This window comes from Glycomyces terrestris (assembly GCF_003933745.1).
In the GTDB taxonomy this organism is placed as follows: Bacteria; Actinomycetota; Actinomycetes; order Mycobacteriales; family Micromonosporaceae; genus Glycomyces; species Glycomyces terrestris.
The window spans coordinates 678484-701695 of the sequence record NZ_RSEB01000004.1 but is presented as its reverse complement, the minus strand read 5'-3'; the positions used below and the strand labels follow the sequence as shown (position 1 = coordinate 701695).

The following is a 23212-nucleotide window of genomic DNA, read 5'->3' as shown; positions in this document are numbered from 1 at the left end:
CCCGGCCTCGACCCGGCTCCCGGCCTCGACCGGCCGGCTTCCAGCATGGCCCGGCTCGGCTCCCGGCCTCGCCCCGGCTTCCGGCCTCGCCCGGCCCCGCTCCCAGCCTCTCGACCGGCCGTCTTCTCCGGCCTTGACCGGCCGGCTTCCGGACTCGGCGGGACCGGCTCCCGGCCCTCGCCTGGCCCCGTTTCCGCCCTGGACCGGCCTGGCTCCCGACCTCGCCCGGCCCGTCTTCTCCGGCCCCGACCGGCCGGCTCCCGGCCTCGCCCGGCCCGGCTCCCGATCTCGGCTGGCCGAGCGACCCGCGCCCAACGCCCGCCCCCGACGGCCCGCGCGTCTCCTCAATCCGGCTGCGCCGCAGGCGACTCGACGCCGATCGCCGCGAGTAGGGCCCGGTAGGTCGCCTCGACGTCGCCGGGAACGCATGCGACCGTGACCGCTTGCGGCCGTTCGGCGGCGAGCCGGTCGATCAGCCCGTGCCAGTCGCGCAGCGCCTGCTCCCCGCCCGACAGCAGCTCGTGGGCCTCGACGTGCGTCGGATCGGCGGCGGCCCGGGTGCGTGCGGCGAAGCGGCGTACCACGTTCTCCTCGCCGTCCAGCAGGAAGACCTCGTCGAACCGCGCCCCCGATGCGGCCGCGGCCGCCGCGAGCCGTTCGATGAACTCGACCCGGCCCACCAGCTGCGGCACCACCACGTCGAATCCGGCCGCGAGGTGCTCGCGCGCCGCGGCGAGCGCGACCGAGCGGATCCGGGCCCCGGCGGCGGCCGGGTCGTCGCGCCAGCGTCCGAGCATGCGCCGCAGCACGTCCAGGTCGAGCACGAGCGCCAGCGGGCGTTCCTCGGCGTACCGCCGCGCCAGCGTCGACTTCCCGACCGCCGGCGCGCCGTTGAGCAGGATCAGCCGCGGCGGCTCCGGCGTCGTCACCGGCACCGGTAGAAGACGGCGGTCTTCTGGAAGTCGAACGTCTCGTGCGCCGCGAAGTGCTCGGCCAGCCGCCGTTCGACCTCGCTGACGATCGCTGCGAACGCGTCGTCGCCGCAGGCGAAGAACGACCGCGCCGACCGCAGGTAGTCGATGAGCGGCCCGGCCTCCGGCACGGCCACGACGCCGCGCCGCTCGAAGGCCTCGACCGAGTCGAACGCGGTCTCCAGGTACCCGGGCGCGTTCGCCGAGTCGAAGTGCGCGACGGTCGCGGCGCCGGTGGAGCCGACCGCATCCGGAACGGTCGCGACCGCGCGGTCCCACAGGTCGTACAGCTCGGTCATGTCGGTGTGCGCGTTGGTCGAGACGAGCAGCGTCCCACCGGGTCTGAGGACGCGCCGGAACTCGGCGACCGCCTTCGCCACGTCAGGCACGTGGTAGAGCATGTGCATCGCCAGGACCGCGTCGACGCTGCCGTCGGGGTACGGGATCGCCTGCGCGTCGGCGACCATTGCCGGTTCGGGGACCTCGGCGAGCATGCCGGGGGACTTGTCGACGGCGACGACCACCGCCTCGGGGTGCGCGGCGCGGAGGCGCCTCGCGTACCTCCCGTAACCGGCGCCGACATCGAGGACATACCCGAGGTCGTCCGGCAGCAGTTCGAGCGCGAGCGTCTCGGGGTCGAACCGCGGCTCCCGGTACCGGTAGACGCTCACGCGGGCCCGCAGGTTCCCCGCGTCGCGGTAGTTGTCCATCGTGCGCTCGACGTCGACGGCCATCCAGTGTCCCTTCAGCACGGGCGAACGGAGCCGCCCACGCTACCCGGCCCGCACCGGTCCCGCAACCGGGCGGCCGCCGCTCCTGAAGTCCGCTTCAGGCGGCTTCAGCGAGGCTTCAGGTTCGGGGGCGCACCATCGGAGGCGCCGGGGCGCGGCCCCGGCCGCGATCGGGCACGGACCGCCCCGCCGCGCCGCCGACCGGGCTAGGGTGGGCCGTATGCATGTCGTCATCGCCGGAGGGCACGGACAGATCGCGCTGCTCCTGACCGAGATCCTGGCCGCCGAAGGACATTCCGTCACCGGGCTCATCCGCAAACCGGAGCAGTCCGAGGACATCGCCGCGATCGGCGGACGCCCGATCGTCATCGACCTCGAGCAGGCCGACGCCGAGCACCTCGCCGGGCTCCTCGCCTCCGAGACCGGGGACGCCGTCGACGCCGTCGTCTTCGCCGCGGGCGCCGGCCCCGGCAGCGGCGCCGCTCGCAAGGACACCGTCGACCGCGCCGCGTCCGTGCTCCTCGCCGACGCCGCCGAGCGCGCGGGCATCCGCCGCTTCCTCCAGATCTCCAGCATGGGCGCCGGCACCGCCCCCGACCCGTCCCGCGACGAGGTCTGGGCCGCCTACATCGAGGCCAAGACCGCCGCCGAGGACGACCTGCGCGCCAGGGACCTCGACTGGGTCATCCTCCGGCCCGGCGCGCTCACCGACGACGACCCCACCGGCACCGTCCAGCTCGGCGAGCCCCCGCTCGGCCGCGGGCAGGTCACCCGCGCCGACGTCGCGGCCGTCCTCGCCGAGCTCCTGCGCACCCCCGCGGTCTCCCGCAAGGTCCTCGAGCTGCGCGGCGGCGACGACCCCGTCGCGGATGCCGTGGCGGCCTTCACAACCGGAACCTGACACCGTCCGCAGTGGCCTGACTGCCCGCCACAAACGCATATGCGGATTGCGTCGCCGAAACGGAGTGCTCGATACTGTACCGATGCGATTTGGTGTGGTTCCTTCCTCTGTCCGCCGCGACGTCCTCAACTGGCATGGCGCCGCCGGCCAGGCGTGGCTCGACGCGCTCCCCAAGACGGTCTGGAGCCTCAAGCGCGCGTGGTCGCTTCGGATCGACGGACCGCCCTACGACGGCGGATCGCACTCGTACGTCGTCCCGGTGCTCCACGACGACGGCACCCCGGCCGTCCTCAAGGTGATCTACCGCGACGACGAGAACGCCGCCGAACCGACCGCGCTGCGCCAGTACCGGGGCGAGGGCGCGGTCCGCCTCCACGACTACGACCCCGAGACCGGGGCGATGCTCATGGAGCGCGCCGTCCCCGGCAACCGGCTGAAGTCCACCAGGTTCTTCGGCCACAAGACCCCCGCGGCCGCCTGGCGCCGCATCGGGATCGCCACCGGCCTCTACCGGCGGCTGTGGCGCCCGTACGAACCCGAGGCCGGCTACCCCGAGCCGCCCGCCGCCACCGGGCTGCTCGACACCTGGCGCGCCGAGTACGCCGACGCCGGCCCCGACCTGCGCTACCGCGTCGGCGACGAGCGCCTCCGCGACGCCCTCGCCCTCTGCGACGCCCTCGCCGACCCGCCCGAGCTCGGCATCGCCAACCGCGACACCCACCTGGGCAACATCGTCTCCGCCGAACGCGAACCGTGGCTGGTCATCGACCCCAAGCCCTACCTCGCCGAACGCGCCTTCGACGGCGGCTACTTCCTGTTCATGCAGCAGCTCCACGGCCCCCACTCCGGCGCCGAACTCCTCCGCGCCGTCGCCGAAGGACTCGGGGCCGACACCGAGCGCGTCCGCGCCTGGGCCCTGCTCCGCTTCACCGACCACCTCGCCGAGACCGCCGACGAACGCGACCTCGAGACCGCCTCGAAGGCCATGCGCGAACTCGAGGACGCCTGAGGGGACCGCCGGATCTCCAGCCCGGCGGCCCGCCTTCCGAATCAAACGCTTTCCGTCCCGAACGGGTGAAAAAGATCCGCGTCGGATTTCCGACTCACGGGCGAGTCGCCAACGAGTCGAACGGTCCTTTCAGGAATCGCCGCGACCCGTGCGGCGGCTCGCCAGGAGCCCCCGCAACCCGACCACCCCGACCGCCGTCCCGAGCCCGAACGACGCCACCGCGAGCGCCAGATGCACCCAGAAGTACGGCGTCGGATCGCCCGCGCCGTCGAACGCCAGGCCGCTGACGTCCGCAAACAGGTTCTTCACGAACGTGATCCAGATGAACCACGACCACACGCCGAACGCGAGCAGGAACACCGAGACGCCGCGACTGAGCTTCATGCGCCCAGTATCCGGCCTCCCCGCCGCCCGGACATACCGGGCGCGCCCCTCCGGACGCTGGTCACGTCCCCGCCCCCGAACGCCCACTCCGTCCGACCGCACCGCCGGAAGCGCCTACTATCCTGGTCGTTGCAGACCCGGTGTCACTCTGTGCGGCAGTTGCGTGCATACCGTGGTCTGCGATGATGGAGACCGGATTGTCATCAATGCATGGAATGGCTGGCCCGGAATGAACGGACCCGAGACCCCGCTCCCGAAGGGGTACCCCGACCCCGAGAAAGTCGGCTGGCTCCGGACCGGGGACGCCGAGTACCTCGGACTCCACATCAGAATGACGATCAAGCCCGGCGACCGCATCGTGGAGCTGTGGGAACTCGACGGCGACCGCCCCGTCGGCTGGGTCGGCAACGTCTTCCGCGTCGACTCCGAACCCCCCGGCCTCTACCTCAACCACAAGTTCGAGAAGGTCCTCAAGACCCGCCCCCAGCGCGACGGCCTCGCCCACATCGCCGTCAAGTTCTGGAAGTCCTGACCCCGGCCGCCACCAGCCCAGAGACCCGTCGACCCCACTCCATGCACCCCTACAGTGGTGCCCCCTGCCGCCCCGATCACCGAGGACGACCACGGGGGACTTGAGGCCGTCGAGCCGCTCCTAGCCGCACACGAGCGGCCGAACCCGCCGTCCGCCTGCGCTCCAATGCGAACCGCACCGCGGCCGCGCCGTCACGCGCCGATGCGCTCCAGCGCCTCCACCAGCGGCTTGAAATCCGGGTTCGCCCGCGCCTCGCCGAGCGCCTCGGCCAGCGCCCCGTCATGGGTCGGCCGCGCCGCCGCCAGCAGCCGGCGCCCCGCCTCGGTCACGTTCGTGTAGATCCCGCGCCGGTCGTCCTTGCAGATCGTGCGCGCCAGCAGCCCCCGGTCCTCCATCCTGGTCACCAGGCGCGTGGTCGCGCTCTGGCTCAGGACGATCGCCTCGGCGACCTCGCGCATCTGCAAGTGCCCGCCCGAGCCCTCGCGCTGGCGGCTGAGGACGGTGAGGAGGGAGAACTCGCGCACGCTCAGGTCGTGCTCGGCCTCGAGCCGGCGCCCGATCCGCTCGGCGATGCGCTCGTGCAGGGCCGAGAGGGCGCACCAGTGCTGCGCCAGGGCCGTCGTGGTCTGCGGGGCCGCGCTCACGTGGTCCTCCTTCGGGCTCGGGCGAACTTCTATCCTAGCGTACGGCGATATACGCAACACGCAAATAACCATCGCTTGCAATTAACCCGCGTCTGCAAGTATCGTGGGCGCGACACCGGGAACCCGCGCCCGTGAACCCAAGGAGGACCCGATGAGCGACCAGCTCCACGTCGCCGTGCTCGGCACCGGCATCATGGGGGCCGCGATGGCCCGCAACCTCGCCCGCGCCGGACACCGCGTGACCGCCTGGAACCGCAGCCGCGACAAGGCCGAACCCCTCGCCGCCGACGGCATCGCCGTCGCCGGCACCCCCGCCGAGGCCGTCGAGGGCGCCGACGCCGTCCTCACCATGCTCTACGACGGCGCCGCCGTCGCCGAGGTCATCGCCCAGGCGGCCCCGGGCCTCGCACCCGGCGCCCGGTGGATCCAGTCCACCACCGCCGGCCCCGACGGCGCCGCCGCACTCGCGGCCCTCGCCGACGAGCACGGACTCCTGTACTTCGACGCCCCCGTCCTCGGCACCCGCGCCCCCGCCGAAGCCGGACAGCTCACCGTCCTCGCCTCCGGCCCCGCCGACGACCCGGTCGCCACCGCCGTGTTCGACGCCGTCGGCGCCCGGACCGTCTGGACCGGCGCCGAAGGCCGCGACGGCGCCGCCTCCCGCCTCAAGCTCGTCGCCAACAGCTGGGTCTTCGTCCTCACCCACGGCATCGGCGAAGTCCTCGCGCTCGCCGAAGGACTCGGCGTCGATCCGAAGGGCTTCTTCGACCTCATCTCCGGCGGCCCCCTCGACGCCGGCTACGCCCACGCCAAAGGCGGCCTCATCCTCGAGGGCGCCACCGGGAACACCAGCTTCGGCCTCGACACCGCCCTGAAGGACGCCCGCCTCATCGTCGAGGCCGCCCGCGCGAGCGGCGTCCGCCTCGACCTCGCCGAAGCCGGCGCCGAGCGCTTCCGGCGCGCCTCCGGTCAGGGCCACGGCGACGAGGACATGGCCGCGAGCTACTTCGCGAGCTTCGAGGAGTAACCAGGCCGGACACCGGACCACCACGAGGAGAAAGACACACGCCATGGCGAAGATCCTGTTCATCATGACCGGCGCGAGCGAGTGGACGCTCAACGACGGCACCACCCACACCACCGGCTACTGGGCCGAGGAGGCCGTCGTCCCGCTCGACGCGTTCAAGGCCGCCGGCCACCGGGTCGAGGTCGCCACGCCCGGCGGCGTCGTCCCGCCCGTCGACCCCGTGAGCCTCGAGCCCGACGCCGCCGGCGGCCCCGAGCCCGCCGCCCGGTACCGCGACGCCGTCGCCACCGCCCCCGAGCTCGCCGCGCCGCTCGACCTCGCGGACGTCGACCTCGCCGACTACGACGCCGTCTACGTCCCCGGCGGCCACGGCCCCATGGAGGACCTCGCCGTCGACGAGCGCGCCGGCGTGATCCTCGCCGACGCCCTCGCCTCCGGCAAGCCCGTCGGCCTCGTCTGCCACGGCCTCGCCGCGCTCCTGCCCGCCACCGAGCCCGACGGCGGCAACGCCTTCGCCGCCTACCGCATCACCGGCTTCACCGACCGGGAGGAGCGCCTCGGCGCCTTCGCCGACCGGGCCCCGTGGCTGCTCCAGACCCGCCTCGAAGCGGCCGGCCTGCACTTCGAGGCCGCCGAGCCGTTCACGCCGCACGTCGTGGTCGACCGCACCGTCGTCACCGGCCAGAACCCGCAGTCGTCACACCAGGCGGCCGACGAGCTGCTGAAACTCATCGGATAGACGTACGCTTGGGGCCGCCGGGACCGGCGGCCCCGCCCGCCCGCCGCCCACCTCGAAGACCGCCCGACCGCAGAAGGACCCGCCCGTGACCAGCAACCTGTTCTCGCCCCTCGCCATCCGGGGCACCGAGTTCCCAAACCGCGCCTGGATGGCCCCGATGTGCCAGTACAGCGCCGACACGACCGGTCCCGGCACCGGCGCCCCCAACGACTGGCACGTCCAGCACTACGGCTCCCGCGCCGTCGGCGGCGCCGGCCTCATCCTCGTCGAGGCCACGGCGGTCACCGCCGAAGGCCGTATCAGCATCGGCGACCTCGGCATCTGGAACGACACCCAGGTCGAAGCCCACCGCCGCCTCACCGCCCTCATGCGCGCCCACGGCACCGTCCCCGGCATCCAGCTCGCCCACGCCGGCCGCAAGGCCACCTCCGACCTCGAGTTCAACGGCGGCCGCGCCCTCGACCCGAGCGAAGGCGGCTGGATCCCGGTCGCGCCCAGCGCCGTCCCGTTCAGCTCGTCCCGGCCCGTCCCGCACGCCCTCACCGCCGCCGAGATCCAGGAGGTCGTCGCCGCGTTCGCCGCCGCGGCCCGCCGCGCCCTCGACGCCGGCTACGAGGTCGTCGAGATCCACGGCGCCCACGGCTACCTCCTCCACGAGTTCCTCTCCCCGGTCTCGAACCGCCGCGAGGACGAGTACGGCGGCTCCTTCGAGAACCGCACCCGCCTCGCCGTCGAGATCGCCGACGCCGTCCGCGCCGAGGTCGGCGACCGCGTCCCCGTGTTCTTCCGCGTCTCCGCCACCGACTGGATCGAACCCGAGGGCTGGACCGCCGACGAGACCGTGCGCCTCGCCGCGGTCCTCCGCGAGCACGCCATCGACCTGCTCGACGTCTCCAGCGGCGGCAGCGTCCCGCGCGCCGACATCCCCTCCGCGCCCGGCTACCAGGTGCCGTTCGCCGCGCGGGTGCGCCGCGAGACCGGCCTCCCGACCGGCGCGGTCGGCCTCATCACCGAGCCCCGCCAAGCCGAGAAGATCCTCGCCGACGGTGACGCCGACGCGGTCTTCATCGGCCGCGAACTGCTCCGCAACCCCTACTGGCCCCTCCACGCCGCCCGCGAACTCGGCGACGAGGTCCCCGTCCCGGCCCCGTACCGCCGCGCCTGAGACACGCGAGCCGCCGCGGGGCAGGGCGCATCCGCCTGCGGTGGGTCGAGGCGGGGTGCACCCGCTCGCGGCGGGTTGAGGCGGGGCGCATTCGCCCGCGGAGGTCCGGGCAGGGCGCTTCCGTCTGCGGCGGGTCGGGGCGGGGTGCACCCGCCCGGGGCGGGTCCAGGTGGGACGCACCCGCCCGGGGCGGGTCTGAGCGGGGCGCATCCGCCCGCGGCGGGCCCGGCACGCTTGACCCGCAGCGGCCGGGTCCGGACCCGGAAGGACTGTCGGTCCCTCATGCCACCCTTGCGCCGGGGGCCCAACGGTGTCCGTTTTGAAGGGCGACGACAAGGTTTCGATGGTTTCATCTTTCGGAGCCGGGAGCCGGGAGCCGGGAGCCGGGAGCCGGGAGCCGGGAGCCGGGAGCCGGGAGCCGGGAGCCGGGAGCCGGACCGAGACGGCAGCGGAGCCTGCCCGGATCCGGGGGCCTGCCCGGAGACCGGAGCGGGGCATACCCGAAGACAGCAGCGGAGCCCTCCCGGAGACGGGAGCGGGAGCAGCGAGAAGCGAGGCACCGCGAGCGGCAAGCCCACTGACTACTTCGCTCCTGCTGGCGTCCTCAATAGATCACATTCAGGTCACAGTCTCGCCTCAGGATGACCCGATCGTGCAAGACCGGCACCGCGAAGTGCGTATCCAGGACCAACCTCTTATCCTCCAGGACCACCGCACGTCACCGACACCGGCAGCGCCGCCCTGACCGGCGCCCTCGCCCTCGGACTCGCCGCCGTCGCCATCCGCGACGCCCGCCAACCCTCGACGCCCGCTCACCCTCGACGCCGCGCCCGACCCCGGCTACCCTCACAGCCGTGACGCTCCTGATGATCGACCTCGACAACACCCTCATCGACCGCGACGCCGGCTTCCGCACCGGCCTGCTCGCCCTCCTCGACGACCGCGGCCTTCCGGCCGAGCACGCCGACTGGATCATGGAGATCGACCAGCGCGGGTACACACCCCGGCCCGTCGTCGCCAAGGCCATGCTCGACCGCCTCGACCTCGGCCTCACCGAAGACGACCTCATCACGGCCCTCATCGCCTGCTCCCGCGACAACGCCCGCCTCGCCCCCGAGACCGCCGCCGCCATCGAACGCGCCCGCGCCGCCGGGCATCGCGTCGTCATCGTCACCAACGGCCCGGTTCCCAGTCAGACCGGCAAGATCCGCAACGCCGGACTCGACCGCCTCGTGGACGCGTCCATCGTCAGCGGCGCCATCGGCACCGACAAGCCCGAACCGGCGGTCTTCCACGCCGCCGCGGCCGCCGTCGGCGGCTCCCTCGCCGACGCATGGATGATCGGCGACCGCGACGACGCCGACATCCTCGGTGCCCACCGCCTCGGCGTCCCCAGCGTCTGGCTCCACCTCGGCCGCACCTGGACCGCGCCGGACTACCGGCCCACCCACACCGCCGACACGGTCGTCGAGGCCATCGACCACGCCGCGAACGCCTGAAACGGCCCGACTGTCGCGAACCCGTCCCGCCCGGTTCGCCGAAACCCCGCAGCGGCACCCGCAGGGGTCTACGGTGACGATCGAGCCGCGCCCGCGGCGCCGGCTCGGCACACCGCAAGACTGAGGAGGGCGGCGACATGGCCGCACACAAGGAACACACCGCACACACGCACCAGCACGGCAAGGACTGCGGCCACACCGCGGTGCCGCACGGCGACCACACGGACTACGCCCACGACGGGCACCTGCACCGCGTTCACGGCGACCACGTGGATGAATGCGAACCCGAGGGCCACCACGTGCACGACGGCCACAGCCACGAGCACGGCAAGGACTGCGGACACCTCGCCGTCGCCCACGGCGACCACACCGACTACGTCCACGACGGGCACCGCCACGCCGCCCACGCCGGCCACTGGGACGACCACTAGCACGCGACCTCGCAGCGGCCGCGAGTCCAGCCCGCGGCCGCCGCAGGCGATGCGTGACGCACTACTGGGTTCCAGTGCAAGACGCCATAGCGCACCACCGCACCACCTGGTCCCGACGAGCGAATGCGACATGCCGTCGAAGGCAGTGCTCACGCGCGACATTCGACCTGGGTTCCAGCCGGTAGCGCGTGACCTTCCGGTACCGCGTGGCATTCCACTGGATTACCGGCCCGGGGGGTGCGTGGCATTCCACCGAGTTCCAGGCCTGGTAAAGCGTGGCATTCCACCGGCCCTTCAACCGGTTGTGCGTGACATTCCACCCGGGACTCAATAGGCGGCATGTGACATGCCACCGCCGCCCCGTCAGGGCTGGGCCCACTTGCCCCGCACATGGCTCAGGTGCAGCTCCATGACCCGCTGGGTCGCCGCCGCGTCGCGCGCCAGCAGGCACTCCACGATCTCGAGGTGCTCCACCGCCGACTCCTCCAGCTCGCCCAGCTCCATCAGCGCCGTCAAGCCGTAGAGGCGCGAGCGCAACCGCAGGTTCCGGACCGTCTCCACCAGTGTTCCGTTGCCCGACAGTGACAGCAGGGCCAGGTGGAACCGCATGTCGGCCTCGACGTACGCGAGCAGGTCCTCCTCGGCCGCCGCGTCGACGATCGCCTGCGCCAGCGGCCGCAGCGCCTCCACCTCCACCGGGTCCGCCGACTCCGCGAGCGCGACGACCGTGGGGATCTCGATGAGCTCGCGCAGCCGCGTGTACTCGTCGAGCCGCTCCTCCGAGACCACCGTGACCCGGAACCCCTTGTTGGGCACCGGGGCCAGCAGGTCCTCCTTGACGAGGTCGAGCATGGCCTCGCGAACCGGCGTGGCCGAGACCCCGAACTGCTCGGCGAGCGCCGGCACCGAGTACACCTTCCCGGGGCTCAGCTGTCCGGCGATGATCGCGGCCCGCAGGGCCTCGCCGACGCGCTCCCGGTAGCTGGCGCGGCGGCCGTCCAGTTCGGGCAGGGTCATGGGCGTGTCCGGCCGGGCGACTCGGGCGGGCATCGTAGCTCCTCAGTGCTGTGTGACATGGCGGCCACCCAGTATGAGGCCCGGCCCCGACACCGGGGCCGCCGCACCGCGCGTGTCCGCCTACCCCGATTCACCGAGGAGCGCCAAGTAGCCGCTGAGCTGCGCGGCCGCCTCCAGCATCGCCAGGCCCCGGCGTGTCAGTCGCCGCCCCCAGTCCTCGAGCGACGCCGCGAGCGCCTCGGTGCCGCCCGCCGTGCGGACCTGCCGCACCACCGCTGCCACATGCTCCAGCGGATACCCGCCGCGCCGCAGCAGATGGGCGAGCTCCGCGTCCCGCACGTCGGCCGGACCGTACCGCCGGTACCCGGTGGCGCGGTCCCGCTCGGGCGCGAGGACGCCCGCCTCCTCCCAGTTCCGCAGCGTCGCCGGGGTGACCCGCAGCCGGTGCGCGAGCTCGCCCACGGTGAACGGCGCCGTCGACCGCGACGGCTCCGGGACCGCCCCGCCCGTCAACCGCCCCACCGCGACCCGCACCGAGTCGAGCGTGGCCCGGTCCCGCAGCAGCTGCTCGTGGCCGCGGTCGATCACCATCAGGACGTCGTCCACGCTCCCGTCCCGGACCGCGTGCATGACCTCGCCCGCCGTCGCGTGCCCGTACGCGCGCACCAGCGCGAGGTACGCCCGCAGCGCGGCCGCGTGCACCTCCGTGTACACCCGGTACCCGCTCGCGGTGCGCTCGGCCGGCGGCAGGAACCCGTCGCGCTCGTAATTGCGCACCGCCTGCGCCGACAGGCCGTGCTCCCGCGCGAGATCAGAAGGCCGCAAGTTCACCATCGTTTGAGACTCTACCGTGCTGCCCCGAGCTAGCACCCGATCGAAGTCTCAATCGTTCTTTCAACGATACGTTTGCGCCCATGGAACACCGACACTGCATCACCGGCTCCCACGAGCTCATCGGGCTCGGCGAGCACGCCCACGGCGACTCCGCGCTCGCCGACGCCCGCCTCGAACTGTTCACCCGCCTGGTCGAAGGCGGCGTCCGCTCGATCGCGTTCGAATCGGACCGCGTGGCCGCGCTCATCGCCGACGACTACGTGCAGGGCCGCGCCGGAACCCTCGACTCCGCCGCCGCCGAGGGGATCACGCACGGCTTCGGCGCCTTCGACGTCAACCGGCGCCTCCTCGCATGGCTGCGCGAGCACAACGAGGGCCGCGCCCCACGCGACCGGGTCGCCTTCCACGGCATGGACGCCCCGCTCGAGTTCACCGCGGCCAGCCCGCGCGCCTACCTCGAGCACGTCCGCGACTACCTCGGCCGCGACCTCGATCTCACCGAACCGTGCGGCGACGACGAGCGGTGGAGCCGCACTGAAGCGGTCGTCGACCCGGCGGCCTCACCCGGCGACACCCCGGCGGCCCACCGGCTCCGCGTCGTCGCCGACGACCTCCTGGCCGCGCTCGACGCCGAGGCGCCGCGTCTGATCGCGGCGACCTCCCGCACCGACTGGGACCGGGCCCGCATCCACGCGACCACCGCGCTCGGCCTGCTCCGCTACCACCGCCAAGCCGCGCAGCCCCTCGAAGAAAGCGAACGGTGGAGCCGCCTCGCCAGCGTGCGCGACGCCCTCATGGCCCGCAACCTCCTCGACATCCGCGCCACCGAGGCCGAACGCGGCCCGACCGCGGTCTTCGCGCACAACATTCACCTGCAACGCACCGAGAGCCGCATGGAGATGGCGGGCATGAACCTGGCCTGGTCCGGCGCGGGCGCCATCGTCGCGGTCCTCCTCGGCCCCAAGTACGTCTTCGTCGCCGGCACCCTCGCCGCCCCCGAAGACCGCCACGACACCCGCGCCGACACCCGCGACGATCGCAGCGTGGCGGGCGGCGGATCGAACGTCGACTTCGGCGGCGCCGACGCGATCCTGCGCGCCGGCGACGGCGAACCGACCCTCACCCCCGCACGGCCGCAACCGGAGTGACGCCCTCAGCGCCTCAAGGCGGTGGTGCGGCCGGCGGGGCGGTGGGGGTGAGTCCGGCGAGGAGGGCGAGGGGGAAGGCGGTGAGGTGGAGCCGGCCGTGGAGGCGAGGACTCGGGGGAGAGTGGTGACCGCGGGTGCCGGTGCCATGGTCGCCGCGGCCGGCGGGCACGCGGTGCGCAGTACGCGGTGCGCGGTACGCGAACAGCCCTCCGCCGCAGACCCCGACACGGCCCGCGCCCCGATATGACAGCGGGCGGGACCGGCATGGCCGGTCCCGCCCGAAGACGACGCTCACACCGAGGCCGCCGCGTCGCGCCGGTCCGAGGACTCAAAGGACTCCTGCGCGGCGATGTCGCGCGCCAGATGGGCGACCGACCGGTTGAACACCTCCCGGTCCTGCGGGTCGGCGAGGCTCCAGTCGTCCAGATGCCGGTCGAGCCAGCGCTTCCACGCCGACACGAACAGCTCGAACTCGGCGCGGCCCCGCGGCGTCAGGCTCAGGCGCCCCGCGTTCACCGTCAGGTACCCCTCCCGGACCGCCTGCACGAACACCGGTTGCAGCACCTGCGGCGGCAGCCGGTGGGCCGCGGCGATCCCCGCGAGCGTCGCGTCGGCCCCCGCGACCTGCCGCATGTACACCTGGCGCAGCGCCCACGTCCCGGCCCGGTCGAGCGCGCTCGCGCCCGCCGCCGCCTCGTACACCTCGGTGTAGACGGTGCGCCGCTCGCGCCGCATGAGGTCGGCGACCATCCGCGCGAGCCGCTCCTCCGACGGTGACGGGTCCGGGGCCGCGAAGCCCTCGCCCATGTCGTTCGCGCGCCCGCGCGCCGCGTCGTGCAGCGGCCGCTCCTGGAGGAACCACGCCACCAGGAAGCCGACCACGGCGACCGGCACCGTCCAGAGGAACACGAAGTCGATCGAGTCCGCGTACGCGTCCGCGATCGGGGCGATCACGGCCTCGGGCAGCGCGTGCAGCGCCGCGGGGCTCGCGACCGCGGCCGGGTCCACGCCCGCCTCGGCGTACGCCGCCGCCAGCAGCGGCGTCGAGTGGTTGGTGAACAGGGTCCCGAAGATCGCGGTCCCGAACGTGGAGCCGACCGTCCGGAAGAACGTCACCCCCGACGTCGCCGCGCCCATCTGCGCGTAGGGGACCGTGTTCTGGACCGCGATCGTGAGCACCTGCATCGCCAGGCCCAGACCGAGCCCGAACACCAGCATGTACAGCGACTCCAGCCACACGCTCGTCGCCCGGTCCATCGTGGACATGAGGTAGAGGCCGACCGCCATGACGCCGGTCCCGGCGATCGGGAACGCCTTGTACCGCCCGGTGCGGCTCACCACCGAGCCCGACAGGATCGAGGTCGTCAGCATGCCCGCGACCATCGGCAGCGTCCGGTACCCCGACACCGTCGCCGACACCCCGTCCACGTACTGGAGGTACGTCGGCAGGAACGTCATCGCCCCGAGCATCGCGAACCCCACGATGAAGCTCAGCACCGACGACACCGCGAACACCGGGTTCCGGAACAGCCACATCGGCAGGATCGGCTCCGCGGCCCGCCGCTCGACCAGCACGAACACCACCAGCGCCGCCACCGCCCCGGCGAACATGCCCAGGATCGTCGGCGAGTCCCACGCGTAGTCGTCCCCGCCCCACTCCAGCGCCAGGATCAGCAGCGACGTGCCGACCGCGACGAAGATCAGCCCCCAGTAGTCGATCACCGGCCGCACGGCCGCCCGCACCCGCGGCACCGTCGCCGCCGCCATCGCGATCATCACGACCGCGATCGGCACGTTCACGTAGAAGCACCACCGCCACGACAGGTGGTCGGTGAACAGGCCCCCGAGCGTCGGCCCGAGCACCGTCGTCACCCCGAAGACCGCGCCCATCGCGCCCTGGTACTTGCCGCGCTCGCGCAGCGGGATCACGTCCGCGATGAGCGCCATCGCCGTGACCATGAGCCCGCCCGCGCCCAGCCCCTGGACCGCGCGCGCCACGATGAGGAACACCATGTCGTCGCTGAACCCGGCCAGGGCCGAACCGCCCACGAACACGACCGCGCTGATCTGGAAGATCGCCTTGCGCCCGAACATGTCGCCGAACTTGCCCACGATCGCCGACGCGATCGCCTCGGCGAGCAGATAGGACGTCACCACCCACGCCATGTGGCCCGCGCCGCCGAGGTCGGCGACGATCGTCGGCAGCGCCGTCGACACGATCGTCTGGTCCAGCGCCGCCATGAGCATGCCCAGCAGGATCGTGACGAACACGAGGTTCCGGCGGGACTTGCCCAGGACCGGCGGCGCGGGCTCCGCCGCGGCCGCGCGCTCGGCAGTGTCGACAGTGCTCATAGGCGGAACGATAGCCGCAAACCATCCCGTAATCCGCGGTTCCGCCGCCGCCTCCGCAGCCTAAGATCGCACCAGGCACGACCGGACCGGAGGCCGCATGGAACTGGTGGCGATCCTGTTCGCCCTCACCGTGGGCGGACTGCTGCTGACCGCCGCCGCCGAGTGGATGCGCATCCCCGCGCCCGTCCTCGTCTGCCTCTACGGGCTCGCCCTCGGCCTCGTCCCCGGCATGCCCGCCCTCGACCTCGACCCCGAGCACCTCCTGCCCGTCCTCCTCCCGCCCCTGCTGTGGGCCGCCGCCCGCAAGTACTCGTGGCGGCACTTCGCCGCGAACTGGCGCCCGATCATCTTCCTCGCGGTCGTCCTCGTCTTCGTCACCGCCGCCGCGGTCGCCCTCCTCGCCGCGACCATCAGCCCCGCCTTGCCCCTGACCGCCGCCGTCGTCCTCGGCGCGATCTGCGCCCCGCCCGACGCCGCCGCCGTCAGCGCCATCGCCGACCGGCTCGGCCTGCCCCGCCGCCTCGTCACCATCCTCGAAGGCGAGGGCCTGTTCAACGACGTCACCGCCCTCACCCTCTACAACGTCGCGGTCATCGGCACCGTCACCGGCTCCGTCTCGGCGATGTGGTCGGCCGGCCTCTTCGCGTACTCCGCCGTCGCCGCCGTCGCGATCGGCCTCGGCGTCGGCTGGATCCTCGTCAAGCTGGGCTCCCTCGTGGACGACTCGCGCGTCAGCACCGCCCTCGGCCTCACCGGCCCCTACATCGCCTACCTGCTCGCCGACGGCGCCAGGGCCTCCGGCGTCCTCGCCGTCATCTGCGCCGCGTTCTACCTCGTCGCCCGCTCGAACGACCCCGAGGACAACGAGGGCCGGCTCGTGCAGGGCTCGGTGTGGGAGGTCCTCGAGACCGCCCTGAACGCGCTCACGTTCGCACTCGTCGGCATGGAGCTGGTCGACATCATCCAGGCCGTCGGCGACGGCGTCGAGGACCTGCTGTGGAAGGCGCTCGCGGTCGCGGGCGCCGTGATCGCCGTCCGCGCCCTCTGGCTCGGCCTCGCGATCATCCTGGGGCGCAAGGGCATCGGCTGGAAGCAGCTGGGGGAGCACCCGCGGCTCGCGGTCGTCACGGCCTGGGCGGGGATGCGCGGCGTCGTCACGATCGTCACCGCGCTCGCGCTCCCGGTGACGACCGCGGACGGCTCGCCGTTCCCCGGCCGCGAGCAGATCCAGTTCCTCGCCGTGGTCGTCGTGATCGCGACGCTCCTCGCGCAGGGCCTCACCCTGCCCGGGCTCATCGCGCTCCTCGGCGTCAGGGCGGACACCGCGAAGGAGACCGAGGCGCTGCGGTCCATCATGCTCGAATCCGGGCGGGCCGCCGCCCGCCGCCTGCGCGAGCTCCGTGAGGCCGGCGAGGTCGACGACGAGGTCGCCGCCCGCATGGAGCAGTGGTACGACCGCCGCGCCGCCCAGGTCGCCTCCATCGTCGAGGACCGCGAGGACCCCGAGACCGAGCGCCTGGCCGAGCGGTTCGACGCCATGCAGCGCATCGAGAGCGAGATGCTCGCCGCCTCGACCGCGCACCTGCTTCAGATGCGATCCTCGCCGGGGCACGACCCGGCCCTCATCGACCGCGTCATCGCCGCCCTCGACCACCGCGCCGTCGGCCGCCGCCGCGGGTGAACCCGGTGCATGCCATGTGACATATCACGTACTACCCGACCTGCGGGCCCCCGGAATCCACCCTGCCGCAGGGGTACGACAATGCGGCGACACCGGTATGTCGCGGCCGGGTGCGGGGGCGTTTCGCGCTTAGGGTGGCGCTTGTGGAGAGACGAGACACGGGCCGCCGGGCGGCGGCGGGGGTGGTCGGGGCCGCGGCTCTGGCGCTGGCCCTGACGGGGTGCGGCGCCGGGCAGGACGCCGAGACGAGTGAGATGGTGCCGGCCATCTCCGGGGTCGACGCGGACGCGGGGACCGTGGCCCTGCGCGACCTCCAGATCGACTACGGCGACGGCGGCGCCTACCCCGAGGGCGGGCAGGCCCCGCTCCGGGTCTGGATCGGCAACAACGGCGAGGAGACCGTGGTCCTGGAGGCGGTGACGAGCCCGGACGCCGACACCGTCCTGTTCGCCGCCGAAGCCCTCGTGGTCGGGCCCGAGGAGACCGGGAGCCCCGCTGAGGGCGAGGAATCCGAGAGCCCCGGCGCCGGCGAGGGCTCCGAAGGCCCCGAGCAGGAGAGCCCGAGCGCGGACGCCTCCGCGACTCCGGGCGGCGACGCCTCCGGAACTCCGGGCGAGTCCGAACCGGCCGAAGGCGAGTCCGGGTCCCCCGAGGAAACCGCCGAGATCATCGGCGAGTCCGTGTTCGCCATCGAGATCCCCGCGGGCGACTACCTGCGCCTGGCGCCGACCTCCGGCTCCTTCCTGCTCCTCGACGGGCTCAAGGAGGCGGTCGAGATGGGCTCCAGCGTCGAGCTCGAGTTCGCGTTCTCCAACGGCGAGACCGTGACCGTCGCGGTCCCCATGGGCGCCCCCGAGACCCCCGGCGAGCGCTCCTACTTCGAGGCCCCGCACGAGCCGGCGGCCGAATAGCAACGGCCGCACGACCACCGGCGGCCCCGCGTGTGCGGGGCCGCCGTTCGCGTCCCAGCCGTCCGGCGCGCTGACCTGCGCCGACGCGGGCCGCACCTCACCGCGCCGACGAGCCCGGGAGCTGCATGATGAGCACCGTCAGGTCGTCCGTGCGCATGTAGCCGCCGCCCTGGAAGTCCGCCTTCAGCTTGCGGTGCAAGCGGTCCGGGTCGCGGATGCCGGAGGCGACGTGAGCGTTCAGCATCGACACGAGCGGGAACGTCTGCCCGTCCGCGTTGCGCCCCTCCACGAACCCGTCCGTGAACGCCACGATCACGTCACCGGGCATGAGCGCCGCCTCGCGGACCTCCGTGCGCTGCAACCCGAAGTCCGTCAACCCCAGCGGCGGCGTCGGCCTCGCCGACAGCGGCTCCGCCGACCCGCGCACCAGCAGCGGCGCCGGATGCCCGCACAGCACCACCCGGATCGTGTCGTGCCGCGGCGTGATCTCCAGGAGCACCGCCGTCGCGAACGACTGCTGCCACTCGTCGCGCCCCCGGTTGTGCAGCCGCACCCGCCGCTCCAGGCGCGCCGACAGCGTCGCCAGGTCCGGGTCGTCGAGCGCCCGCTCCCGGAACGTCCCCAGCAGCGCCTCGGTCAGGTGCACCGTGCTCAGCCCGTGCCCCTGCACGTCGCCGACCACCGCCCTGATCCCCGCGTCGGTGTCCTGCACGTCGTAGAAGTCCCCGCCCACCAGGCCCGGACTGCCCGCGTGCGTCCGGTACGCCACCGCCACCTTCACGCCGCCGACCTCCGGCGGCAGCTCCGGCAGGATCGCCCCCTGCACCGTCTCGGCCACCAGCGTCATGTCGAGCAGCCGCATCACGATCCGGTTCCGCACCCACGCCAGGACCGTGCACAGCACCCCGACCGCGATGAGCGGCGGCAGGTCGCTCCACGCGCTCTGCGGATAGGGGAGGAGCCCCAGGGCGTCGCCGCCGCAGCTGACGATCGCCACCGTCGCCAGCGTCGCGACCAGGGTCGCCACCGGCCCGTTCACCAGCGCCGTGAACGCCGGCAGGAACACCAGCGCGTAGTCGGCGAACTGCCCCATCGACGGGACGAGGAACGCGAGCGGCACCGTCGCCGCCAGCAGGAGGAGCGGCAGCAGCCGCAGCAGGAGCGCCGACGCGGGGTGGCCCGACGCGATCCGGTCCCACGGCCCCTCCGGCATGACATAGGACCTGATGTAGCCCTGCATGTCCGCCGCCTTGGCCCCCCGCTTCATGCCGAGAGCGTAGCCAGAACCCGCGCCGCGAAGGTTCCCAACAGGGAAAACGAACGGCGGCGGCGCTGGGAGCCGCCGCCGCCGTCCGCCCCGTGCGCTCAGGTGGCGTTCGCCTGCACCGCGTCGATGGACTCGCGCAGCCGCTGCTCCTCCTCCGAGGACAGGTTGGTCTGGAGCAGGCGGCCCTGGTACCGACCGCCGAGCTCCTCGACGACCTTGTCCTCCGTGGCCGAGACGACCAGCAGGACCAGCGCGGCCGAGCCCGGCGTGAGCTCGGCGCCGAGCTCCTTCATGAACGAGTCGTCCACGCCCACGTCGGTCAGCGCGCCGCCCGCGGCCCCCGCGGCCGCGCCGACGGCCATGCCGAGCAGCGGCGCGAAGAACAGCAGGCCGATGAGGCCGCCCCACAGCGCCCCGCCCGCGGCGCTGACGCCGACCAGGGACGTCGACTGGTGGAGCTTGACCTTGCCGTCGTCGCGGCGTTCGACCACCACCGCGTCGGCGAGCTTGATGAGCTCGCGCTTCTGCATGTCGGCGAGCTTGCCGAGGACGGTCTGGGCGGTGGGGACGTCCGGGTAGGCCACGGCGATGAGTTTGCTCATGGGCGCCTTCCTTCCTGCTGGGCCGCCGGCGGCGGCTTCTCGGGCCGATTCTGGCCCCCGCGGCGCGCCCTGTCCCGGGATCGGAGGGAAATCCCGGACGCGGCGGACCCCGGGCCCGCCGTCCGCCGCCCCGATCCCGCGGAGCGGGACCGGCGGTTGACGTCCACCCCCATCCTGCCTATATTTCCCATAGATTTAGTAGAGATATCCGGTCACCGTCTCGGAAGGCAACCCCGTGAAATCGCTCGTCCTCCTCGGGCTGGTCGGCCTGGCCGCCCAGCTCATCGACGGCAGCCTGGGCATGGCCTACGGTGCGACCTCCGCGACGCTGCTGCTCGCGATCGGCACGAACCCGGCCTCCGCCTCCGCGACCGTCCACCTCGCCGAGATCGGCACCACCCTGGCCTCCGGCGCCGCGCACTGGCGGTTCGGGAACGTCGACTGGAAGGTCGTCCTGAAGATCGGCGTGCCGGGCGCGATCGGCGCCTTCGCCGGCGCGACGTTCCTGTCGTGGCTCTCCACCGAGTCCGCGGCCCCGATCATGTCGGCCATCCTCTTCACCCTCGGCCTCTACCTGCTCATCCGCTTCACGCTGCGCGGCATCGACGGCCGCAACCTCGGCAAGCCGCTGCGCAAGCGGTTCCTCACCCCGCTGGGCCTGTTCGGCGGCTTCGTCGACGCCACCGGCGGCGGCGGCTGGGGCCCGGTCGGCACCCCCGCCCTGCTCGCCAGCGGCCGCATCGAGCCGCGCAAGGTCATCGGCTCGATCGACACCTCCGAGTTCCTGGTGGCCGTCGCCGCCTCGATCGGCTTCCTCATCGGCCTCGGCGGCGAGAACATCGACTTCGCCTGGGTCGGCGTGCTCCTCCTCGGCGGCCTCATCGCCGCCCCGATCGCGGCCTGGCTGGTGCGGCACGTGCCGCCGCGCGTCCTCGGCTCGGCCGTCGGCGGCCTCATCATCCTCACCAACGCCCGCACGCTCCTGCGCTCCGAATGGCTCGGCGCCTCCGGCGCCGTCCAGGTCGCCGCCTACCTCGCGATCGCCCTGGTGTGGATCGCGGCCGTCGCCTACTCGGTCCGCCGCCACCTCGCCGAGCGCGACGTGGGCGGCCCCGTCCTCGACAAGGCGAACCGCCCCGCCGAGCAGGACGAGCCGGCCGCCGAGACCGCCTGACCCCAGTACGCCGTCAATCCGCGACGGGCCCGCGCCGACCGAGGCGCGGGCCCGTTCCGCGCCCGGACGTCGACTGGCGCGAGGCCGCCGCCCTCCGGCCGCCCCGCCTCGGACGCAGCCGCGGTCCGCGACCGTCCCTATTGGATTTGGTGGACGACCCGCGGCCCGATCTCCAGTAGCATGTCCCTTCAACGTGGCCGCCGAAGGACCCGCTGGAGGCACAGTGACGCTGTTCTACCAGGCAGTACTCCGCGACGGCGGGCAACGGCTCGGACCGCGGCTGCGGCGGTGCTTCGCGGCGTGGGCCGGCGTCGAGGACGACGGCTCGCCCCTGCTCGAGCGCTCCCGCGGCCGCACCCGGATCACGTTGGCCGACACCGGGGTCTGCGGCCGCTACACCTTCGACGAGCCCACCGGCCGGGGCCGCCTGCGCACCACCGCGACCTGGGCCCAGGGCCGCAGGCCCGACCGCAGCTGGGTCACCGTGACCGTCGAGGGCGACCTGTCCGCGACCGCGGCGCCGGTGCGCGCCCCCGGCTTCGTGGCCGACTACCTCGCGACCGGCCGCGCCGGCGACGGCGCCGTCCCGGTCGAGGCCGGCGTCCACCTCGTCGGCCCCGAGGAGGTCAAGGACCTCACCGCCCGGCTCGCCCACCCCTCGCGGGCCGTCCCGCTCATCGTCCTCACCGTCGACCGCACCGACCCGGCGACCGCCGCCGCCTGCGCCGACCACCTCGCCGAGGCCCTCGCCGGCATCGCCTCGATCGTGCGCCTCTACGACACGAAGACGCAGGAGGAGCTGAACGCCTGGCTCGGCCCCGACCTCAGCGTCTTCGGCGGCGGCCTGCGCACCTACCTGCCCGGGGTGCGGCCCGGCGAGGAGTCGTACGCGATGCGCCACCAGCCCCGCGGCGGCAGCGCCATCCGCGAGCACGGCACCCGCGCCCTCGACGTCGTCGTCACCGGCGTCGTCGAGCTGTCCGTGCACCGCCAGGTCCCCGCCGACATCCGCCAGGCAGAGCAGCGCGTCGCCCGCATCCTCGCCGGCGCCCTCGACCCGGCCGCGCTCCACGCCGCCCCGCCGAGCCCGGCCGCGATCGCCGTCCCCCGCTCCCCGAAACCCGCCGCGCCCGCGCCCCAGTCCAGGCCGCCCGAACCGGAACCCGAGCCCGCAGCGCCGCGACCGGAGGCCGAATCGCCGCAGCCCGTCCCGGCCGCCGCGGCGCCCCAGCCCGATCCGGCGGCGGCTCCGGAACCCGAAGCCCCGCAACCGGAGCCGGCGCCCCCTGCCCCCGCCGCCGAGGGCTCCGACCGGCTCGCCGCCCAGATCGCCGAGCGCCTCGCCGACCACCTCGACGACGCCGTCCTCGAAGCGCTCGTCGACATGGCCCGCGGCGGCGACTCCGAGACCACCGCCCTCATCAAGACGATGTCCGCGCACCTCGACGCCCTCACCCGCGCCGTCGAGTCCACCGGCCTCCTCGGCCGCCGCGGCCGCGGCGACGAGCTCGAGCGCCTGCGCGCCGAGTACGACCGGCTCGAACTCGACTACGTCGAACTCCAGGAGAGCGAACGCAAGGCCCAGGACCGCATCCGCTGGCTCGAGGGCCGCCTCGCCGAGCACGCCGACCCCGTCTACGGCGTCCAGGACGACGGCCCCGACGGCCCCCTCGACGCCGAGAGCCTCATGGACGTCGTCCAGCGCGCCCGCAAGCAGCTGCGCCACCTCGAACTGCCCGACACGATCGACACCGAGGTCTCCCGCCTCGACGTCACCTACCCGCGCCAGCGCCGCCGCTGGACCGGCCGGGCGTGGGACGCCCTGCGCGCCCTCGACGCCTACGCCGCCGCCCGCGCCGAGGACCGCTTCACCGGCGGCTTCTACGACTGGTGCTCCCGGCCCCTCCCGGGCGAGCCGCACCTCACCCCGGCCACGGTGTCCATGAAGGAGTCCGACTCCGTCTCGGGGAACCCGAAGTTCTACCGGGCGCGCCTGTTCCGGGTCCCGACCGAGGTCGATCCCTCAGGGCGCGTGTACATGCCGGCCCACATCAAGCTCCAGCCCGTCGGCTCGCCCGCGCCCCGCATGCACTTCCTCGACGACGCCGGCGGCGCCACCGGCAAGGTCTGGATCGGCTACCTCGGCGACCACCTGCCGAACACGCGCACCAACTGATCCGCCTCCCCCGCCCG

22 protein-coding genes are annotated in these 23212 nt (G+C 73.5%); 13 read left to right on the top strand and 9 right to left on the bottom strand.

The window, feature by feature from the left end; all coding sequences use genetic code 11:
- Positions 1-344 precede the first annotated feature (344 nt).
- Complete coding sequence (locus tag EIW28_RS17280; RefSeq protein ID WP_125248924.1) at positions 345-929, bottom strand: AAA family ATPase; 585 nt, start codon at positions 927-929, stop codon at positions 345-347.
- The gene (locus EIW28_RS17275) at positions 926-1723 is read right to left on the bottom strand and encodes a class I SAM-dependent methyltransferase (protein WP_125248923.1); all 798 of its coding nucleotides are present in this window, start codon (positions 1721-1723) and stop codon (positions 926-928) included. Before EIW28_RS17275 ends, EIW28_RS17280 begins: the two co-directional genes overlap by 4 nt.
- A gap of 199 nt (positions 1724-1922) precedes the next feature.
- Here EIW28_RS17275 and EIW28_RS17270 point away from each other — a divergent pair, with 199 nt between their 5' ends.
- Both EIW28_RS17270 and EIW28_RS17265 read left to right on the top strand, forming a co-directional pair.
- Positions 1923-2603, top strand: coding sequence for an SDR family oxidoreductase (locus EIW28_RS17270; protein ID WP_125248922.1), 681 nt, complete (start codon positions 1923-1925; stop codon positions 2601-2603).
- Between the two features lie 94 nt (positions 2604-2697).
- Positions 2698-3612: an aminoglycoside phosphotransferase family protein gene (locus EIW28_RS17265; protein WP_158630442.1), complete on the top strand. Its 915-nt coding sequence runs from the start codon at positions 2698-2700 to the stop codon at positions 3610-3612.
- Positions 3613-3741: 129 nt separating this feature from the next.
- Here EIW28_RS17265 and EIW28_RS17260 read toward each other — a convergent pair whose 3' ends face one another.
- Positions 3742-3996: an SCO4848 family membrane protein gene (locus tag EIW28_RS17260; protein ID WP_187350628.1), complete on the bottom strand. Its 255-nt coding sequence runs from the start codon at positions 3994-3996 to the stop codon at positions 3742-3744.
- Between the two features lie 229 nt (positions 3997-4225).
- On the opposite strand from EIW28_RS17260, the gene EIW28_RS25100 reads away from it, so the two are divergent.
- Positions 4226-4528: a hypothetical protein gene (locus tag EIW28_RS25100; protein ID WP_232014021.1), complete on the top strand. Its 303-nt coding sequence runs from the start codon at positions 4226-4228 to the stop codon at positions 4526-4528.
- A 191-nt stretch (positions 4529-4719) separates the two neighbouring features.
- Here EIW28_RS25100 and EIW28_RS17250 read toward each other — a convergent pair whose 3' ends face one another.
- Positions 4720-5172: a MarR family winged helix-turn-helix transcriptional regulator gene (locus tag EIW28_RS17250; protein ID WP_232014020.1), complete on the bottom strand. Its 453-nt coding sequence runs from the start codon at positions 5170-5172 to the stop codon at positions 4720-4722.
- Between the two features lie 151 nt (positions 5173-5323).
- On the opposite strand from EIW28_RS17250, the gene EIW28_RS17245 reads away from it, so the two are divergent.
- The 5 genes from EIW28_RS17245 to EIW28_RS17220 all read left to right on the top strand — a co-directional run bounded on the left by EIW28_RS17245 (position 5324) and on the right by EIW28_RS17220 (position 10033).
- Positions 5324-6199, top strand: a complete 876-nt coding sequence (locus EIW28_RS17245) for an NAD(P)-dependent oxidoreductase (RefSeq protein ID WP_125248917.1) — start codon at positions 5324-5326, stop codon at positions 6197-6199.
- 43 nt (positions 6200-6242) lie between these two features.
- Complete coding sequence (locus tag EIW28_RS17240) at positions 6243-6938, top strand: type 1 glutamine amidotransferase domain-containing protein (protein ID WP_125248916.1); 696 nt, start codon at positions 6243-6245, stop codon at positions 6936-6938.
- A gap of 85 nt (positions 6939-7023) precedes the next feature.
- Complete coding sequence (locus EIW28_RS17235; protein WP_125248915.1) at positions 7024-8103, top strand: NADH:flavin oxidoreductase/NADH oxidase; 1080 nt, start codon at positions 7024-7026, stop codon at positions 8101-8103.
- A gap of 854 nt (positions 8104-8957) precedes the next feature.
- Entirely contained in the window at positions 8958-9602 is a 645-nt protein-coding gene (locus EIW28_RS17225) for an HAD family hydrolase (RefSeq protein ID WP_197717335.1), read from the top strand.
- Between the two features lie 137 nt (positions 9603-9739).
- Complete coding sequence (locus EIW28_RS17220; RefSeq protein ID WP_125248914.1) at positions 9740-10033, top strand: hypothetical protein; 294 nt, start codon at positions 9740-9742, stop codon at positions 10031-10033.
- 363 nt (positions 10034-10396) lie between these two features.
- Here the strand turns inward: EIW28_RS17220 and EIW28_RS17215 are convergent, their stop codons facing one another.
- Positions 10397-11083 (bottom strand): GntR family transcriptional regulator, encoded by a 687-nt coding sequence (locus EIW28_RS17215; protein ID WP_125248913.1) that lies wholly within the window; start codon positions 11081-11083, stop codon positions 10397-10399.
- A gap of 87 nt (positions 11084-11170) precedes the next feature.
- Entirely contained in the window at positions 11171-11884 is a 714-nt protein-coding gene (locus EIW28_RS17210) for a TioE family transcriptional regulator (protein ID WP_125248912.1), read from the bottom strand.
- Between the two features lie 80 nt (positions 11885-11964).
- Here EIW28_RS17210 and EIW28_RS17205 point away from each other — a divergent pair, with 80 nt between their 5' ends.
- Positions 11965-13032: an erythromycin esterase family protein gene (locus EIW28_RS17205; protein ID WP_125248911.1), complete on the top strand. Its 1068-nt coding sequence runs from the start codon at positions 11965-11967 to the stop codon at positions 13030-13032.
- A gap of 291 nt (positions 13033-13323) precedes the next feature.
- Here the strand turns inward: EIW28_RS17205 and EIW28_RS17200 are convergent, their stop codons facing one another.
- Positions 13324-15384 carry an MDR family MFS transporter gene (locus tag EIW28_RS17200; RefSeq protein WP_125248910.1) on the bottom strand — a complete coding sequence of 687 codons (2061 nt, stop codon included), beginning with the start codon at positions 15382-15384 and terminating at the stop codon, positions 13324-13326.
- A gap of 97 nt (positions 15385-15481) precedes the next feature.
- On the opposite strand from EIW28_RS17200, the gene EIW28_RS17195 reads away from it, so the two are divergent.
- On the top strand, positions 15482-17065 hold the full coding sequence (locus EIW28_RS17195; RefSeq protein WP_125248909.1) for a cation:proton antiporter: 1584 nt from the start codon (positions 15482-15484) through the stop codon (positions 17063-17065).
- 143 nt (positions 17066-17208) lie between these two features.
- A complete protein-coding gene (locus EIW28_RS17190; RefSeq protein ID WP_125248908.1) occupies positions 17209-17976 on the top strand; it encodes a copper chaperone PCu(A)C in 768 nt (255 codons plus the stop codon).
- 97 nt (positions 17977-18073) lie between these two features.
- Here the strand turns inward: EIW28_RS17190 and EIW28_RS17185 are convergent, their stop codons facing one another.
- Positions 18074-19243 (bottom strand): PP2C family protein-serine/threonine phosphatase, encoded by a 1170-nt coding sequence (locus EIW28_RS17185; RefSeq protein WP_125248907.1) that lies wholly within the window; start codon positions 19241-19243, stop codon positions 18074-18076.
- Positions 19244-19341: 98 nt separating this feature from the next.
- Entirely contained in the window at positions 19342-19845 is a 504-nt protein-coding gene (locus tag EIW28_RS17180) for a DUF1269 domain-containing protein (RefSeq protein ID WP_125248906.1), read from the bottom strand.
- A 235-nt stretch (positions 19846-20080) separates the two neighbouring features.
- On the opposite strand from EIW28_RS17180, the gene EIW28_RS17175 reads away from it, so the two are divergent.
- Both EIW28_RS17175 and EIW28_RS24015 read left to right on the top strand, forming a co-directional pair.
- A complete protein-coding gene (locus tag EIW28_RS17175; protein ID WP_125248905.1) occupies positions 20081-21019 on the top strand; it encodes a sulfite exporter TauE/SafE family protein in 939 nt (312 codons plus the stop codon).
- Positions 21020-21242: 223 nt separating this feature from the next.
- Positions 21243-23195, top strand: a complete 1953-nt coding sequence (locus tag EIW28_RS24015) for a hypothetical protein (protein WP_148102613.1) — start codon at positions 21243-21245, stop codon at positions 23193-23195.
- The last annotated feature ends 17 nt before the right edge of the window (positions 23196-23212 follow it).

What these genes read in the sequence shown, in the direction of transcription:
- EIW28_RS17220 (WP_125248914.1), top strand. Translation starts at nt 9,740, where the DNA reads ATGGCCGCACACAAGGAACACACCGCACACACGCACCAGCACGGCAAG.
- EIW28_RS17180 (WP_125248906.1), bottom strand. Translation starts at nt 19,845, where the DNA reads ATGAGCAAACTCATCGCCGTGGCCTACCCGGACGTCCCCACCGCCCAG.
- EIW28_RS17195 (WP_125248909.1), top strand. Translation starts at nt 15,482, where the DNA reads ATGGAACTGGTGGCGATCCTGTTCGCCCTCACCGTGGGCGGACTGCTG.
- EIW28_RS17200 (WP_125248910.1), bottom strand. Translation starts at nt 15,384, where the DNA reads ATGAGCACTGTCGACACTGCCGAGCGCGCGGCCGCGGCGGAGCCCGCG.
- EIW28_RS17270 (WP_125248922.1), top strand. Translation starts at nt 1,923, where the DNA reads ATGCATGTCGTCATCGCCGGAGGGCACGGACAGATCGCGCTGCTCCTG.
- EIW28_RS25100 (WP_232014021.1), top strand. Translation starts at nt 4,226, where the DNA reads ATGAACGGACCCGAGACCCCGCTCCCGAAGGGGTACCCCGACCCCGAG.
- EIW28_RS17215 (WP_125248913.1), bottom strand. Translation starts at nt 11,083, where the DNA reads ATGCCCGCCCGAGTCGCCCGGCCGGACACGCCCATGACCCTGCCCGAA.
- EIW28_RS17205 (WP_125248911.1), top strand. Translation starts at nt 11,965, where the DNA reads ATGGAACACCGACACTGCATCACCGGCTCCCACGAGCTCATCGGGCTC.
- EIW28_RS17210 (WP_125248912.1), bottom strand. Translation starts at nt 11,884, where the DNA reads ATGGTGAACTTGCGGCCTTCTGATCTCGCGCGGGAGCACGGCCTGTCG.
- EIW28_RS17260 (WP_187350628.1), bottom strand. Translation starts at nt 3,996, where the DNA reads ATGAAGCTCAGTCGCGGCGTCTCGGTGTTCCTGCTCGCGTTCGGCGTG.
- EIW28_RS17185 (WP_125248907.1), bottom strand. Translation starts at nt 19,243, where the DNA reads ATGAAGCGGGGGGCCAAGGCGGCGGACATGCAGGGCTACATCAGGTCC.
- EIW28_RS17245 (WP_125248917.1), top strand. Translation starts at nt 5,324, where the DNA reads ATGAGCGACCAGCTCCACGTCGCCGTGCTCGGCACCGGCATCATGGGG.
- EIW28_RS17240 (WP_125248916.1), top strand. Translation starts at nt 6,243, where the DNA reads ATGGCGAAGATCCTGTTCATCATGACCGGCGCGAGCGAGTGGACGCTC.